General features: G+C 67.3%; 13 protein-coding genes. 3 read left to right on the forward strand and 10 right to left on the reverse strand.

What is annotated here, in order from left to right:
• Position 1: 1 nt before the first annotated feature.
• The 10 genes from GWK25_RS10370 to GWK25_RS10415 all read right to left on the reverse strand — a co-directional run bounded on the left by GWK25_RS10370 (position 2) and on the right by GWK25_RS10415 (position 10,262).
• Positions 2-1,432, reverse strand: a complete 1,431-nt coding sequence (locus GWK25_RS10370; RefSeq protein ID WP_215449510.1) for a glutamine synthetase family protein — start codon at positions 1,430-1,432, stop codon at positions 2-4.
• The gene (locus GWK25_RS10375; RefSeq protein ID WP_215449511.1) at positions 1,432-2,961 is read right to left on the reverse strand and encodes an amino acid permease; all 1,530 of its coding nucleotides are present in this window, start codon (positions 2,959-2,961) and stop codon (positions 1,432-1,434) included. The genes GWK25_RS10370 and GWK25_RS10375 overlap by 1 nt, the downstream gene beginning before the upstream one ends.
• A gap of 76 nt (positions 2,962-3,037) precedes the next feature.
• The gene (locus tag GWK25_RS10380) at positions 3,038-4,042 is read right to left on the reverse strand and encodes a hypothetical protein (RefSeq protein ID WP_215449512.1); all 1,005 of its coding nucleotides are present in this window, start codon (positions 4,040-4,042) and stop codon (positions 3,038-3,040) included.
• 222 nt (positions 4,043-4,264) lie between these two features.
• The gene (locus tag GWK25_RS10385) at positions 4,265-4,459 is read right to left on the reverse strand and encodes a hypothetical protein (protein WP_215449513.1); all 195 of its coding nucleotides are present in this window, start codon (positions 4,457-4,459) and stop codon (positions 4,265-4,267) included.
• On the reverse strand, positions 4,459-4,899 hold the full coding sequence (locus GWK25_RS10390; protein WP_215449514.1) for a hypothetical protein: 441 nt from the start codon (positions 4,897-4,899) through the stop codon (positions 4,459-4,461). The genes GWK25_RS10385 and GWK25_RS10390 overlap by 1 nt, the downstream gene beginning before the upstream one ends.
• Before the next feature lie 109 nt (positions 4,900-5,008).
• Positions 5,009-6,247: a helix-turn-helix domain-containing protein gene (locus GWK25_RS10395; RefSeq protein ID WP_215449515.1), complete on the reverse strand. Its 1,239-nt coding sequence runs from the start codon at positions 6,245-6,247 to the stop codon at positions 5,009-5,011.
• 414 nt (positions 6,248-6,661) lie between these two features.
• The gene (locus GWK25_RS10400; protein ID WP_215449516.1) at positions 6,662-7,126 is read right to left on the reverse strand and encodes a GNAT family N-acetyltransferase; all 465 of its coding nucleotides are present in this window, start codon (positions 7,124-7,126) and stop codon (positions 6,662-6,664) included.
• A gap of 169 nt (positions 7,127-7,295) precedes the next feature.
• Complete coding sequence (locus GWK25_RS10405) at positions 7,296-7,763, reverse strand: PPC domain-containing DNA-binding protein (protein WP_215449517.1); 468 nt, start codon at positions 7,761-7,763, stop codon at positions 7,296-7,298.
• Positions 7,764-7,796: 33 nt separating this feature from the next.
• Positions 7,797-8,795, reverse strand: a complete 999-nt coding sequence (locus tag GWK25_RS10410; RefSeq protein WP_215449518.1) for an asparaginase — start codon at positions 8,793-8,795, stop codon at positions 7,797-7,799.
• A 63-nt stretch (positions 8,796-8,858) separates the two neighbouring features.
• Positions 8,859-10,262: a helix-turn-helix domain-containing protein gene (locus GWK25_RS10415; protein ID WP_215449519.1), complete on the reverse strand. Its 1,404-nt coding sequence runs from the start codon at positions 10,260-10,262 to the stop codon at positions 8,859-8,861.
• Positions 10,263-10,873: 611 nt separating this feature from the next.
• Between GWK25_RS10415 and GWK25_RS10420 the strand changes: the two genes are divergently transcribed.
• From GWK25_RS10420 to GWK25_RS10430, 3 genes are all read left to right on the forward strand, one after another.
• Complete coding sequence (locus GWK25_RS10420; RefSeq protein ID WP_215449520.1) at positions 10,874-11,290, forward strand: hypothetical protein; 417 nt, start codon at positions 10,874-10,876, stop codon at positions 11,288-11,290.
• A gap of 613 nt (positions 11,291-11,903) precedes the next feature.
• Positions 11,904-12,755 carry a hypothetical protein gene (locus GWK25_RS10425; protein WP_215449521.1) on the forward strand — a complete coding sequence of 284 codons (852 nt, stop codon included), beginning with the start codon at positions 11,904-11,906 and terminating at the stop codon, positions 12,753-12,755.
• Between the two features lie 14 nt (positions 12,756-12,769).
• Positions 12,770-13,276, forward strand: coding sequence for a GNAT family N-acetyltransferase (locus GWK25_RS10430; protein WP_308404479.1), 507 nt, complete (start codon positions 12,770-12,772; stop codon positions 13,274-13,276).
• Positions 13,277-13,486 lie beyond the last annotated feature (210 nt).

Below are 13,486 nucleotides of genomic sequence, written 5' to 3' on the forward strand. Positions count from 1 at the left end.
GTCAGGCGCGAGCCAGCCATCGCTGCCGCTCAATGTCGGTGACGAGGCACTCGTCGTGGGCGAGTTCCAGGCGGGCGAGATGGGCATAGTGCTCGACCACCCCGGCGCCGAAGGCTTCCTGCGCGAAGACGCTGTTCTGGAAGGCGGTCAGAGCCGGTCCGAGGGTGGGCGGCACAGGTATTCCGCCTGCCCGGTAGGCGTTGCCGGTCGCTTCGGGAGCGAGGGCGAGCTTCTGCTCGAGACCGTGGTCAATGGCCGCCAGTACCGCCGACAGCGCCAGGTAGGGGTTGGCGTCCGCGCCCGGCACACGGATCTCCAGGTGTAGCCCTTCGCCACGGCCGACGACGCGGACCGCGCAGGTGCGATTGTCGCGGCCCCAGGTGAACGTGGTCGGCGCGAACGAGCCGGTCGTGAACCGCTTGTAGGAGTTGACGTTGGGCGCGTAGAACGGGCCCAACTCGGGCAGGCCGGCGAGCAGACCCGCGATGGCGTGCTGACCGGTCTGGGACAGTCCGTACTCGCTGCCGGGCTCGTTGAGTTGGCTGACGGCCTTCGACCACAGCGAAACGTGCAGGTGCAGGCCGTTGGCTCGGTCGGTTTCCGGGGCCGCCATGAACGTGGGTGCCAGACCGGCGCGCAGACCCAGGGTGCGCACGGCGTGTTTGAAGAGGGGGTGCCGGTCGCACGCGGTGAGCGCGCCACCGTACGGGAAGGTCACCTCGACCTGGCCGGGACCGGCCTCGGTCTTGATCGCTTCCACGGGCATCCCCGAGCCGGCGAGCGCCCGCTGAAGACGGCGCAGGAACCGGTCGGATACGGGGTCGTGATCGAGGGCGTAGTCCAGGTTCTCCGTCGTCAACGGCCGCAACCCCTGATAGTTGGCCTGTTCCGCGTCCTCGTACGTGCCCCTGTAGAGGACGAACTCGGTCTCGATCCCCGCCTTGGGGTGCAGACCGTGCCGCGACAGCCGGGTCAGCTGCTGGTGGAGGATCTGCCGGGGTGCGATGTCGATCGGCGTTCCGTCGTGGTGGACGGCATCGCCGAGTACGACAACGGTGCGTGGCAGCCACGGCACGACGCTCAGAGTCGACAGAGCCGGTTGCACGGACAGGTCCTGGTAGCCGGTCTCCCACGAGGTCAGGGCGAAGCCGTCCGCCGGGCTCATGTCGATGTCGGTGGCCAGGACGTAGGCGCACACCTCGGCGCCGTGATGCGCGACGCGCTTGAGGAAGTGGTCCGCGTCGTAACGCTTCCCCTTCAGCCTCCCCTGCAGGTCGGGGACGGCGAGCAGCACCGTGTCGATGGCGCCCGCCTTGACGAGGTTCCGCAGGTCGGACAGGGAGAAGGCCTTCTCGGAGCGCCCGCCCTGCTCGGGGAGGGACGCGGCAGCCAGGCGTGCCACGGTGCCGTTGCCGCTCGCTGTTCTCGTCATCAGACGACCTCGTCTTCGTATGTGGCCGCCGAGCGGTCGAAGTTCTGGGCCGGCACGTCGTACGAGCTGCCCTGCTTCCGCCACCACGCCCAGGCCAGCGCGAGGACGACGAGCAGAGCGACCGGCGCGTAGTTGAAGGTCTCCACGGACACCAGGCCACCGCCGGCGGGCCGTGTCTGCGGCAGACAGAACAGCACCGTCACGAACACCACCCAGACAACGGCGATCGCGCCGACGGCCACACCCCAGCTGCCGAGGTTCCAAGGACCGGGCCGGAAGCGATCCCGGTTCTTGATGCGCAGGTAGATCGGGATCGCGTACGCCGGGGTGATGCCGACCACGTTGATACTGGTGATCGCCGCGTACGCGACCGGGCTGTACAGGCTCGGCAGGGCCAGCACGGCGGCGCACACGACCGCCAGCAGCACGGCCATGCGCGGAGTGCCGGTACGGCGGTCGACCTGCCGCCACAGGTGCGAGCCCGGCAACGCCCCGTCACGCGAGAACGCGAACACCATCCGGCTGGCCGCAGCGGTCTCGGCATTGCCACAGCACAACTGCGCGATGATCACCACCAGGAGCAGTGCCTTCGCCCCCGCCACGCCCAGAGCATCCAGGAAGATCTGCGCCGGCGGCACCCCCGTCGCCGTGCCCACGGTGCCCGCGTAGTCCTGGATCGCGAACGTGAGCCCGGCCAGCAGGACGAACCCGGCCAGCCACGACCAGCCGATCGCGTGGATGATCCCGCGGGATGCGGACACCTGCGCGTCGGTCGTCTCCTCCGACAGGTGCGCGGAGGCGTCGTAACCACAGAACGTGTACTGGGCCAGCAGCAGACCGAGCACCGCCGCGTAGAGGGGGCTCCAGCCGGTGTTGTTGACGAACTCACCGAACACGAAGTCCGAGGACTGGTGGTGGGAGGGGACAATCGCCAGAGCGCCGACGATCACCGTGACGCCGCCGAGGTGCCACCAGACGCTGATGCTGTTGAGGATGCTGACCAGCCGGACCCCGAACAGGTTCAGGGCGAGGTGCAGGGCGAGGATGCACAGGAAGATCACCATGATCTTGCCCGGCGTCGGCACGAATCCCCACTGCAGGTTGAACAGGGCGCCCGTGAACAGCGCGGCCCCGTAGTCGATGCCGGCGATCGCCCCGAGCAGGCCCAGCAGGTTCAGCCAGCCCGTGTACCAGCCCCACTTCCGCCCGCCGAGCTGCTCCGCCTGGTAGTAAAGGGCCCCGGAGGTCGGATAGGCGGAGGTCACCTCGGCGAGGGCGGCGCCGATGAACATCACCATGGCACCGACGATGAGCCAGCCCCACAGCATCACCGCCGGGCCGCCGGTGTTCATGCCGAATCCGTACAGGGTCATGCAGCCGGACAGAACGCTGATCACGCTGAACGAGATCGCGAAGTTCCCGAACGGCCCCATGCGCCGGGTCAGCACGGGCTCGTAGCCGAGCTCCCGCAGGTATGCGTCATCGGACTTCCGGGACGACGCACGGTGGTTCGGACTCAAGCGAGACACAGGTCAGCCTCCAAGCTCAGAGAGGAACAAGATGGACAGGTTCATGCCAATGTGCTGGGTGAGTGGCGGATTCCGGTTATGGGTGCGGTCCGGCGCGCGGCCTACGGGTACGGGCGTAGGAGAGGGACTCGGCGCGCGCTCGAAGGAGCAGCGCCTCACCCGGATCTGACCCAACGGTCCCTTCATGCACCGACGTCCACGGCTCGCGGGCCGCGTACGGGCCCATCTCCTCGAACACCTCGGCGGCTTCCAGATACTGGTGGCCAGCCCATAGCGCGTAGGCAAGAAGGCTCAGGTCAGCCACCGAGCGCTTCTCACCGTGCGTCTTGTGGAACCAGCCGTGGAAAGCGGTCAGCGTGTAGTCGAGCGTCGACTCCTGCGCCCACTGCCGCCGCCACAGCGGATCGGCGCGCGATCTCCGTCGCTGCTCGACCTGCGCGTACGCGGGCAGAAGCAGCAGTGGCGATCCGACAGGCCGCTGCGAGGCGACGGACCGACCGAAGTCGAAGACCGCGGCCAGGGAAGCGCCCGGCGGGCCATCCAGGGAGAGCATGAACTGCAGCACCCGGTGGTAGGCCTCCCGGTTGTACGGATCACGCCGGTTGACCTCGTACAACAGGCCCCATGGACCGCTGGGCAGCATCGGCTCGCCGGGGTTCACGCGGTGTTCCTGGCGCAGCTGCCGCTTGTCAATCTGCGCCAGAGCCAGGAGACATACCCACGGCACAGGATCATGCGGCGCGCGACGAGCCGCCAGCAGCACATCACGGCGAGCCCTGAATTCGAACTCCAGCGTCTGTGGATGCCGTTGTTTGTGCGCGCGCAACGCCCGCTCGACAGCCACGCGGGCACCCATCAACTGCGCGTCATAGCTGCCAGGCTCTTCGCCGAGCCACACGCCCACCACATCCGACCGGGCGGCTGCCACCGCCAGCAGCTGGGTGCGTGACGTTCGCAGTGCCCAATGCGTGGCCGTAGACAGCAGCAGTTGCCGTGCCGTTCTCCAACGGCCCGCCTGCAACTCGATCAGGGCCACGCCCAAGTCGTCGTCGTGGCCGGCGGGGTGATACACGAGGCGCATCAGAGCCCCTCGTTATGAATGGGACGGTGGCGGAGCGCCGCGAGATCGAGGCTGCTCGTCCGATGTGTTCGAGCTGTGCGAGGTGGCGTCGTGCTCTCTGGGTTGAACGTCAATGTCATCGGGGGGCCTCAGGCAATTTGGGGGGGGTGGGGCCGCGAAGTGGTGGGGCACACCGCCGCCGCGAGGGGGGAGACAGCTCGGACGCCGAGCCGGGCGGCCGAGCTAGAAGCGAATCTGGCCGATCATGTCCGCAATGCTGGTCATGAACTGGCTTATGCCCGGGGCCATCGATGTGCTCGACAGGAAGAACCCGAAGAGCACACAGACAATCGCGGGTCCGGGTTTCACGGACTTGCTGCGGATCAGAACGACCACGACGATGCCGAGCAACAGAACGAAGGAAATACTCAGCGCCATCAGGACGCTGCTTCCTCCGCAGGCCCGCGCTGCTCCCGGCGAGCCTGGCTCAGCGCGCGGCGCAGAGCCTCGGGCCGGGTCAGCGATCGCGGGCCTTGAGGGAAGACATGCCAGTGCATCCCCGGAGGCGTCGTGCTCTCGGCGGACGGCACGACGACGTGGCATTTCTGCCCCAGCGCAACGGTCCCCGGCTCCTCCCAGCGGGCCGCGGTGCCCACGGGAACCAGGAAGTACAGCCGGGGTTCCGGACCCTCATGGTCCAGGATCACTGGGCCGACCGGTTCGTCACCCTGGCCGAGGATATCGATCGCGCGCCGGCCCACGGCCTCCACGGCGCGTACGGCATCCCACCACTCGCCTGCCGAGCACAGCTCCGGCTCCTCGCCGATGGGCATCCAGCGCGGCGGGACCGCGCGAGCTGCGGGATTGTCGTCGGACATGGAAAAGGCCTCCTCACCACTGCGTGTGAGGAGACCATTCCATTCGGCAAGCTATTGTGCGCGGACAGACTGTCCGTGGGGTTCGCTCGCCAGAGCCCTTGACACAACCTCAGGTTGTGCTAAGTCCCGTCCAACTGCCGAATGCCGACAGCTCGTTGGAAGGGTGGGCGTCCATCCTGAGCAGCGCCGCAGCCGTCTCGCGAACGGACGGGTGGAACCGCGTATGGTTGGGCGCGACCTTCCGCGCACGCTTGAGATCCGCGAAGGCCCCGGCCCGGTCGCCTACAGCGAGCTTCGCGGAGGCCACGTCGATGAAGTGGTGGCTCGACCGCTCGCCGACAGTGGTAGCGGGCGGCGCCCACTCTCCGCCGGAAACCGGAGACCATTCGGTGAGGCGGGCGAGAGCCTGCTCGGTGTCACCCATGTCGATCATCGCGTGCACCTCATGGATGCGGATGTTCGTCGGTCCGAACGACATCTCGTACGCCAGGGAGTCGCGATTGCCTGCCATGCCAGCGACCTGCTCCGCCTCCCGCAGGTACGTGTCGGCGCGCTCGGAGTTGTTCTCACGGGCTTCGAGAACGGCCAGCTTCAGCAGTAGCGCACCGTCGACGGCAAGCGCGTCCTGAGTGAAGGAGCGTTCCGGCTGGAACCGCTCCAGTTCGGTCCGCAGGGCGAGGAGCTTGCGCCGTGCCGGCGAGTACGCGCCCTGGCGGAGTATCGCTCCCGCGACGAGGTAGCCCGCCGTGAATTGCATCAGGGGGTCGCCGGAGCGGTCGGCCGCCCAACGGACGCGCTCCAGCGCGGTGTTCGACAGGTCGTGGTGACCCATTTTGTGGGCCAGGGAGTTCACGGCACGATAGGCGCGCGCCAGGTGCCAGAACGCCTTGCTCTGGTCGCCGTTGCCGCCCCCGAGGGCTACGTGCGTCAACTCGGTGATGATCGGTGGCAGCAGGGGGCCCATCGGGGCGTAGCGGGCGTCGCGGCGCAGGGCCGCCACCTGGTCCACTTCCGAGGCGAGCACGGGAAGCGCGCGGGGTGCGATCTCCAGGTCGTCGGGGCTGTCGTAGCAGAGCAAGAGCCGGCGCAGTTCAGGGATGACGGCGTGGACGCCGTCTTCAGCCTCTGGCTCACCGTAGTAGGGCTGGCCGGTCAGGACCTCGGGGCCGAAGCGCAGCGCCTTCGCGAGTGCCAGCGTCAGCGACGGTGAAGCCTTCCGCGCGCCGGACTCCAACTTCTGCACGTAGCTTGGGGAGACTGCGACCTTCTGTGCCAATTGAGCGGCAGACAGCTTCCGGGTCCTGCGTGCTGTACGGAGACGATCTCCCAGCGTCAGGTTTTCACTCATCGGTGGATCTGTCCCTTCGCGATGGAGCACTCGCATCAGGGTACGGAAAATGCCCTAACGCGCGCCCCTAGTCACCAAGTGTTAACGGAGCTGGCAGGGGGGCGACTAAGGGGGAAGCCCCTTGGTATCGCGTCGGAGACTCTCAACGCGGTTTGAGAAACTTACGTAAAAACGGCAAGATGGGGCGAAATGGTCCAGATTTAAGGGTCATTGCGTCTCGGGCGTCAAGAGCTTGGGGAACAACTGCTTACGGACAGATTGTCCGCGCTTCTCTTCGACTGCCGCGATCGACAAGCCGCATCCGTTACGGATAGTGGTCACGCACTTCGCGCGACGGGGCTACTTAGTGTGTTGCCTCATGTCTTTGGCCGACTGCCCTCTGGACCGTGGTCGCCAGGGCCAAGATCGCGTGAATCAGGTGACGGCCCGGCGATAGATCTGCCGGGAACCGCCTTCCGGTCCTGGACCGACAGCCTCGGCAGGGGTGAAGCCGAGACGCTCGTAGAAGACACGCGCGCCGCTGACGAAAGCGCCGGGGTGTTCGGCGCCGAAAGTGACGACCTCAATGCTGCCCGGACCCTGCACCCACCTACGCATTGCGTCCGACATCAGTGCACGACCGACACCCTTCCCCCGTGCCTGCTCCGAGACGACAAGCCAGTGAACGTGGTAGGTCGACGCCTTCGCTCCGAACAGCAGCCCGCCGAGGAGATCCGGCCCCGAGGAAACAGCGACGAGCGCCGTGGACCGACGCATGTGCTTGCGCACAGCGTCATGGAAGCCACCTTCCTCGACCATCGGACCGAACCAATGCTCAACCTGGGCCGCCAGGCCAAGGAAGCCAGGGAAGTCTTCATCTCCCGCGAGTCTGACGATCATCCGAGCAGTCTGACAGGAACGATGCGAACGGTGCCTGATGCGGCACCAGATGCTGGCACGTCACGCCCCTCTACGGCAGCCGACTCCGCACCGAGATCGACCTCGTCGAGTTCATGCGCGTGCTCGCTGCCGTCGTCCACGATCACGACCTTGTCTATCCACGAGGGCATCACTCCGGAGCGCCGAAAGTGAGCAGTGGCACGTCGTACATCTCAGGGTTTCGAGGCCGGGTCATGGCCGGTGAGATCACTTCGACGATGAAGAGTTCGCTGAGGAACTGCACCTTGGCGCTCAGGAGGTGACTGGTACGGCCGTCGGCCGACTGCGACTTCAGCCCGGCGGAGACGTGGATGTGCGGCAGGATTCCCCCCGTCTCCGGATCGTGGGCGATTGTTCCGGCACCGAAGGCTTCGACGTTGGTGACATACGTCTTGGCCCAGACCGGGGCGTTCGGGTCTTCGAGTTTCTCGCAGGCGCCGACGATCTCGGCTTCGGCGAACGCACCGATGAACGAGGGAATGTAGCCCTGCCGCACTCCTTGGTCACGGCAGAACGCGGAGAGTGCCTCGAAGAAGTCCTCGCCGTGGTCGAAGGTGACGCCGAACGTCCGGCCGGTGTTCAGTACATGGGCACGCATGCGGGTCCTCTCGGGCGGGGCGGACGTGCGGGATCAGCCCGCGAAAAGGGCGAACTTCTCAGCGATGCTCTCGCGGCCCGTGTCCTGGGCGAGCAGCGCCTGAAGCAAGAGGCGTGCCTGATAGGGGCCGAGGTCGCCGGCCGGGATGAGCCCCCGGCTGATCAAGTCCTTCTCCGATCCGGGGAAACCGTACGTTCCGGTCAGGACCGGGCCGTTGCCGATGCGCGAGGCGAGGACCACGGGAATGCGTACGGCGAGCCGTTCGAGACTCTCGACGAGTCGCTGAGGGACGTGTCCCACGCCGAAGGCGGCGACGACGAGCCCGTCGCACTGGCCGGACCAGGCTTCGAGCAGCGTGCCGTCGTCGCCGAGGCTGACCGTGTAAAGGCCCACGCGTGTGTCACGGACGGCCGGTGCCAGGGGAACGAATAGATCGGGCAACGGGGAAGCCAGCCGTACTCGGTTCTCCGCGATCCGGCCGATGGGTCCGCCGCCAGGTGACGCGAAGGCGGCAGGGCTGGTGGTGTGGGACTTACGGACATGCCGTGCCGCGTGGATCTCGTCATTCAGGACGACCAGTACCCCGGCTCCACGCAGCTGCGGGTCAGCTGCCGCGATGACGGCCGCGTGCAGGTTGGCCGGTCCGTCAGGGCCGGCCATGGTGGGGTTGCGCATGGCACCGGTAACGACGACCGGCTGGTCGTGACCGTGGCGGAGGTCGAGGAAGAACGCCGTCTCCTCGATGGTGTCGGTGCCCTGTGTGATCACGATCCCGTCGACGTCACCACCGTCGAGGACCTTGTCGATCTCGGCGCCGAGCCCCGTCAGGTCGTCGAAGGTGAGCGAGGCGCCGGGCACCCGGCGGAAGTCGTGCACGCGCAGGTCGATGCCGTGACCATCCAGGCCAGGGACAGCCGCCAGAAGGTCATGGGCGGAGAGAGCCGGCACGACTCCCCCGGTCGCCGGGTCTGTGGTCATGGCGATGGTGCCGCCGAGAGAGTAGACAGCCACCGTTCGTGTCACGCCTGCCATCGCCCCAACTTCCGATCCACGCAGCCTGGTTGGATCTCGTCCTCGGAGATCTTTCCGTGCAGGCTATCGGGTCGCTCCCACAGGGTCACCGGCCTCGGACCGCAACTCGGCCGCCACGTACGCGCAAGCCCGGTCCAAGGCATCAAGGCTGAGGTGGCGGCTTCGTGGTCTGGCGAGGCCGGTGGCTCCCACAGCGGCAAGCTGACCGCAGCGGTGAGTCAACCAAGCTCGGTCAAGGCCGAGATAGTCCGAAGTCGCCGCCATGCGCTCCCCGGAGGTCGATCCCATGGTGACGCTATGTGCTCGCGCGTGGCCCGTGATGCCCGCGAAGGCCCGCAGGGAACGCGCCCCGGAAGTCAGAGCGGTCTGGGGCGCGGATTCAGCGCGTACCCAGGTCGCTATGGCAGCCCGGTGACCAGGAACGAGCGCGAAGCCCTCCGTCTGCTGGAGGTCCGCCTCGTCGGTCACCCAGGTCGTGATGCCGTACGACTCCATCAGCGCGATCGCGAGGAACAGCAACACGCGCTCGTACATGGGCGAGGCGGCGACCTCTTGGTGGGGAACGCAGAAAGCTCGCCCGACACCGTCGTGTGCTCGTGCGGGAGCCATCAGCTCAAGGTAGCGATGCTTGTGCTCGAAGAGCAGCCAGGTCGCGGCTTCCTCCCCTCGCTGTTCGCGGGTCCAGAAGATCGGATCACCGGCCAGCTCGTCGCGCTGGTCGAGGATGAACCGGGCGCATGCCCGCGAGCCGACGAGCATCTGGGATCCGTCGGTGAGGCCGTCGAGAGTGACCGACTGACGGCCTACTCCCGACAAGTCCTGTGACGGAAGGTCCAGTTCTCCGTAAAGCGCAGCGTCGTCGCCAAGGATGGCGGAGTCGAACCCTGCCGCTGCCCAGAGGATCCCCAAGGTGAAGTCGTCGAACTCGTAGGCCATGGGAATGGCGAAGGGGCTTCCGGCTTCGTCACGGACGCCCCCGCGCGCGTCCGTGACGAAGTACCGCTGTGTCCCGTCTCCGCTGTGGTGCACGACGAGCAGGGCCCTGAGCGGCATCCGACTCCATGCCTCGGCCTCCCCGCTCGACGCGAGAAGCAGAGCGTCGCCCTGTAAGGAGGCGACTGGCCCTGTCAGCGTGGGAAGCGCCGTAGGCGGCAGGTTCCGCCCGGCGGGCAGCAGGAGTTGCCCGTGTCCGTCAGGAAGCGTCAGGTGGTTGCCCAGGCTGTCCGCCATCGGCGACGGCCGGTCGACGTCGGGTAACGGTCCCAGGAGGCCGTCAGGCACCCCAAGGGCCTCGCTCCACTGTGCGAGCTGGCGACGGTCGCGGATCTTCTTCCGGCCGCGCTCCAGCCGGCTCACTTCGGCTTGGTCGATGTTGACGAGCCGGGCGACCGCTGCCTGTGAGAGGCCGGTGTGTTGCCGAAAGAGCCGCACGACCACCCCGAGATCCCAGGCACGGATCGCTGCCACGACTGCGGGTTCCACCCAGAACTCACGTCCGACTCGGGGTACTGCACCGCCCCTCTGGCAGGGCCCACACCGCGGTCCTACGTTGAATCGGCTGAGCGTCGCACGGCACGTCGAACAGTGCCGCTCCACCCCGCGAGCCATCCCGGTCTCACCCCTAGGTGATCAGGCGTATCCCCCAGCTGCCGAACTTTCCACAGGACTACTTTGCCGCGTCGGCCGATCACCCAAACACGACAGCGGAAGCTCGGTAGCAAGGTGGCCGATCCCTTGAAAGCCCTTCTTCGGGTTCCTGAACGGGCCCTCAACTGCACGCCGAATGCGCGCAGTTGGTTCGCCGCCCATAGCACGGCATGCTGATCCGTCAACTCTCCTCGCTCCGAAAACCTGCGGACAACCTGTCCGCTCACGATGTGTGCGAACTGGAAGGGTCTCCACCACGAGATGCCGGTCATCCAAGAGCCCCAGACCTGACCGGTCGGCGCAGCCGCGCGGGGCCCGTCGAGTTTCCGCGACCAACTGCCCGGCGGGCGCCAACCGGCCTCGGGAGTCAGTCCCGAGGGATTCCCGGCACTCGTTCCAAGATCGCTTCCGCCAGATGAGAGGAGTTCAGCGTGACCGCTGTCCAGACCCCCGAGAGGACCGAGCTGGGCAAGTTCTTCCAGGTCTCAGTCCGGCAGTTCGACGCTGGCCAGGTCGCCCCCGAGATGTTCTCGGCCGCCATCGACGCCGAGTGGCACCAGCTCCTGGACAAGCCCGAGTACGCGGAGTTCTGCGCGCGGAGCGCCGGCCGGCTGATCAACCACGTGGAGAACACCGGCTACGGCCGGATCTCCTGGGTCGACGCCTACGTGGAGATGTTCGGCCCGCTGCCCGAGGCGTGGTTCACCGGCGCGGACGGGGTGCTCGACCAGCGGGCCATGGCGCGCTACCGCGAGACCGGCGAGGTGTGGGCGGAGTGGGACTGCAGCCCCATCCCGGGCGACGGCGGCGACGTCGCACCGAAGATCTCGGCACTCGCGGCCGGATGACGACCGGCCCTCTGACCGGAGCGTCCTGGTCCCGTGCCAGGGCGCTCCGCCTGGTCGAGGCACGTACCACGGCTCCGCGGACCGTGGACATCACGGGCTACATCGACCGTGTGTCCGCGCACTGCCCCTACCTCGTGCCTTCCCTTCGACACGGTCTGACGGCCTGGACGGTGTACGAGATCGCAAGCAGCGATCCCGAGTCCGTGGAAGCTGGTCTGTTCCATGCGGGAGTGCAGGCCGCGGAGTGGGTTCGTCCACTCGCGTCTCGCCCGAGAGGCGCTCTCGTCTGTGAGAACGTCGTCATCCTGGGGGACGTCCAAGGAGTCGAACACCGTGAGTTGATGGCGTGGCCGCACTGGGCCCTGAAGAACCTGTACGGCCCTGTGGGTGTCATGTTCGGGAAGTTCCAGGGAGGCGAGCAGCGGCTCGACAGATCAAGCCGCCCGATCCCGCCTCCCCCGTGTTCGTTCCTCCCTGTTCGTCCCGCCGTGAGAGCCCGCGACCCTCAGTTCCTGAAGGACACCCCTGATCTCGCGGATGCCCTCTCGGTCGCGGTAGACGATGGGAGCGATGTCCTCGAGCGAATCCCACACGATTGGCAGGCGGTAAAGGCATGGTCGCGTTCCCTCCCTGTCCCCCCGAAGCCCTCGCAGCAGCGGAAGCCGCCTGCGGCGGCACTGTCGACCTGAAGGAGCTGACCAACCGGCGTGGCTCCGCGGTCTGGAAGGCCGCCGGCCCTGAGGGCACGGTCGCGGTGAAAATCGGATACGACGACGGTGTGGCCGCCACTCTGCGAGAGGCAACCACCCTGGTGGCCATGGGCGTTGCCGAATACGAGGCGGTCTCCGGTTCGTACGACGGCGGCTCGTGGCTCGTCACACCCTGGTTCACCGGCCCCTCCACCTGGGCGGTCTTCACCCCCGCTCGCGAGGGCACTGGAGGACGTGAGGCCGCTCTCCGAGGTGGCGCTGACCTGTGCCGGTCAGTCGCCGACCTGCACGCCTCTAAATGGATCCACGCCGACCTCCAGCCTTCCCACGGCATCCACACCCCGGCGGGCGTCCGCCTGATCGACTTCGCCTGGTCCTGGCGTGAGGGCGAGGAGCCGGTCAGCGGCTTCAGCGGTGGCATCGTGCACCTCATGGCGCCGGAAATCGCTGCCGCCGTCGCACACGGAGACGGTCCGGTGGCACCGACGCGCGCCAGCGACACGTACGCCCTCGCCGGTGTCCTGTGGACGTGCGCCTCGGGAGGCTGGCCGCTCGACTACAAGGCAGCGGGTATCGACCGGAAGGCCGCGGGCCCGGACGGGGTTCGAGACGCGATCGCCACTGGTCGTCTGCCGTTCGCGCCGACCGTGTGGCCCGAGCTCCAGGACGCCCTCCGGCCCGCGCTCGCTGCCGTACCCGAGGACAGGCCCACGGCCGGCGAGCTGGCGGAGCTCCTGCTCAAGGTTGAGCCGTGATCTCGCTCCGCGAGGTGACCCTGACCGACGCACCAGCGGTCCGACGCATCTACAGCGCCGCTTCCGTGAGGTACCTGCCGCGAGCACCCCTGACCGCTGAGAACGCCGCCTCTTGGGTGACCGATCGCATCGCCGAAAGTCGTGCGACGCCACGGATGCTGTACTGCTTCGGCATCGAACACACTGACGACCTGGTCGGCGTGATCAAGCTACGCCCCGCCCGTACCTCGGCGGCGCTCAGCTACATCCTTCGAGACGACGCATGGGGTCACGGGTACGCCACCGCGGCGGCGGCGCTCGTGCTCGACTTCGCCTCCACCACACTCGACCTGGCTTCCGTTGACGCCAAGCACCACCCCGACAACCACGCTTCGGGGCGAGTGCTGATCAAGTCCGGGTTCACCTGCACCGGCCGCTCCGCGGAGGCCATCACGTACATAAGGAACCTCGCCCCGAGGACCAGGAGCGCGGTCCACGTGCGCGAACGCCTGTCGGACGGGGCGACGGCAGCACGCTCATAAACACTCATAAGCAGGAGGGCTGTTCACCGTCATTGTGGAGTGCGGGCCAACCGCGCGTGCTCCGCATCTCGCGGTGGCTCCCCATGGAGGTGAAGCCGTGCGTAGGCAAGGGACCACGTCTGGCAAGGGCCAGATGATGACCTTGACGCTCAACACCAGGCAGTCCACAAGGACGCCTCGGCTCCGGTGCTCCCTGGTGGCCGAACCGGT

It is taken from the genome of Streptomyces sp. ATCC 21386, assembly GCF_018728545.1.
Taxonomy (GTDB): domain Bacteria; phylum Actinomycetota; class Actinomycetes; order Streptomycetales; family Streptomycetaceae; genus Streptomyces.

Bases quoted from the DNA above. Each gene is read 5' to 3' on its own strand.
- GWK25_RS10370 (WP_215449510.1), bottom strand. From the start codon at position 1,432: ATGACGAGAACAGCGAGCGGCAACGGCACCGTGGCACGCCTGGCTGCC.
- GWK25_RS10380 (WP_215449512.1), bottom strand. From the start codon at position 4,042: ATGCGCCTCGTGTATCACCCCGCCGGCCACGACGACGACTTGGGCGTG.
- GWK25_RS10385 (WP_215449513.1), bottom strand. From the start codon at position 4,459: ATGGCGCTGAGTATTTCCTTCGTTCTGTTGCTCGGCATCGTCGTGGTC.
- GWK25_RS10390 (WP_215449514.1), bottom strand. From the start codon at position 4,899: ATGTCCGACGACAATCCCGCAGCTCGCGCGGTCCCGCCGCGCTGGATG.
- GWK25_RS10395 (WP_215449515.1), bottom strand. From the start codon at position 6,247: ATGAGTGAAAACCTGACGCTGGGAGATCGTCTCCGTACAGCACGCAGG.
- GWK25_RS10400 (WP_215449516.1), bottom strand. From the start codon at position 7,126: ATGATCGTCAGACTCGCGGGAGATGAAGACTTCCCTGGCTTCCTTGGC.
- GWK25_RS10405 (WP_215449517.1), bottom strand. From the start codon at position 7,763: ATGCGTGCCCATGTACTGAACACCGGCCGGACGTTCGGCGTCACCTTC.
- GWK25_RS10410 (WP_215449518.1), bottom strand. From the start codon at position 8,795: ATGGCAGGCGTGACACGAACGGTGGCTGTCTACTCTCTCGGCGGCACC.
- GWK25_RS10425 (WP_215449521.1), top strand. From the start codon at position 11,904: ATGGTCGCGTTCCCTCCCTGTCCCCCCGAAGCCCTCGCAGCAGCGGAA.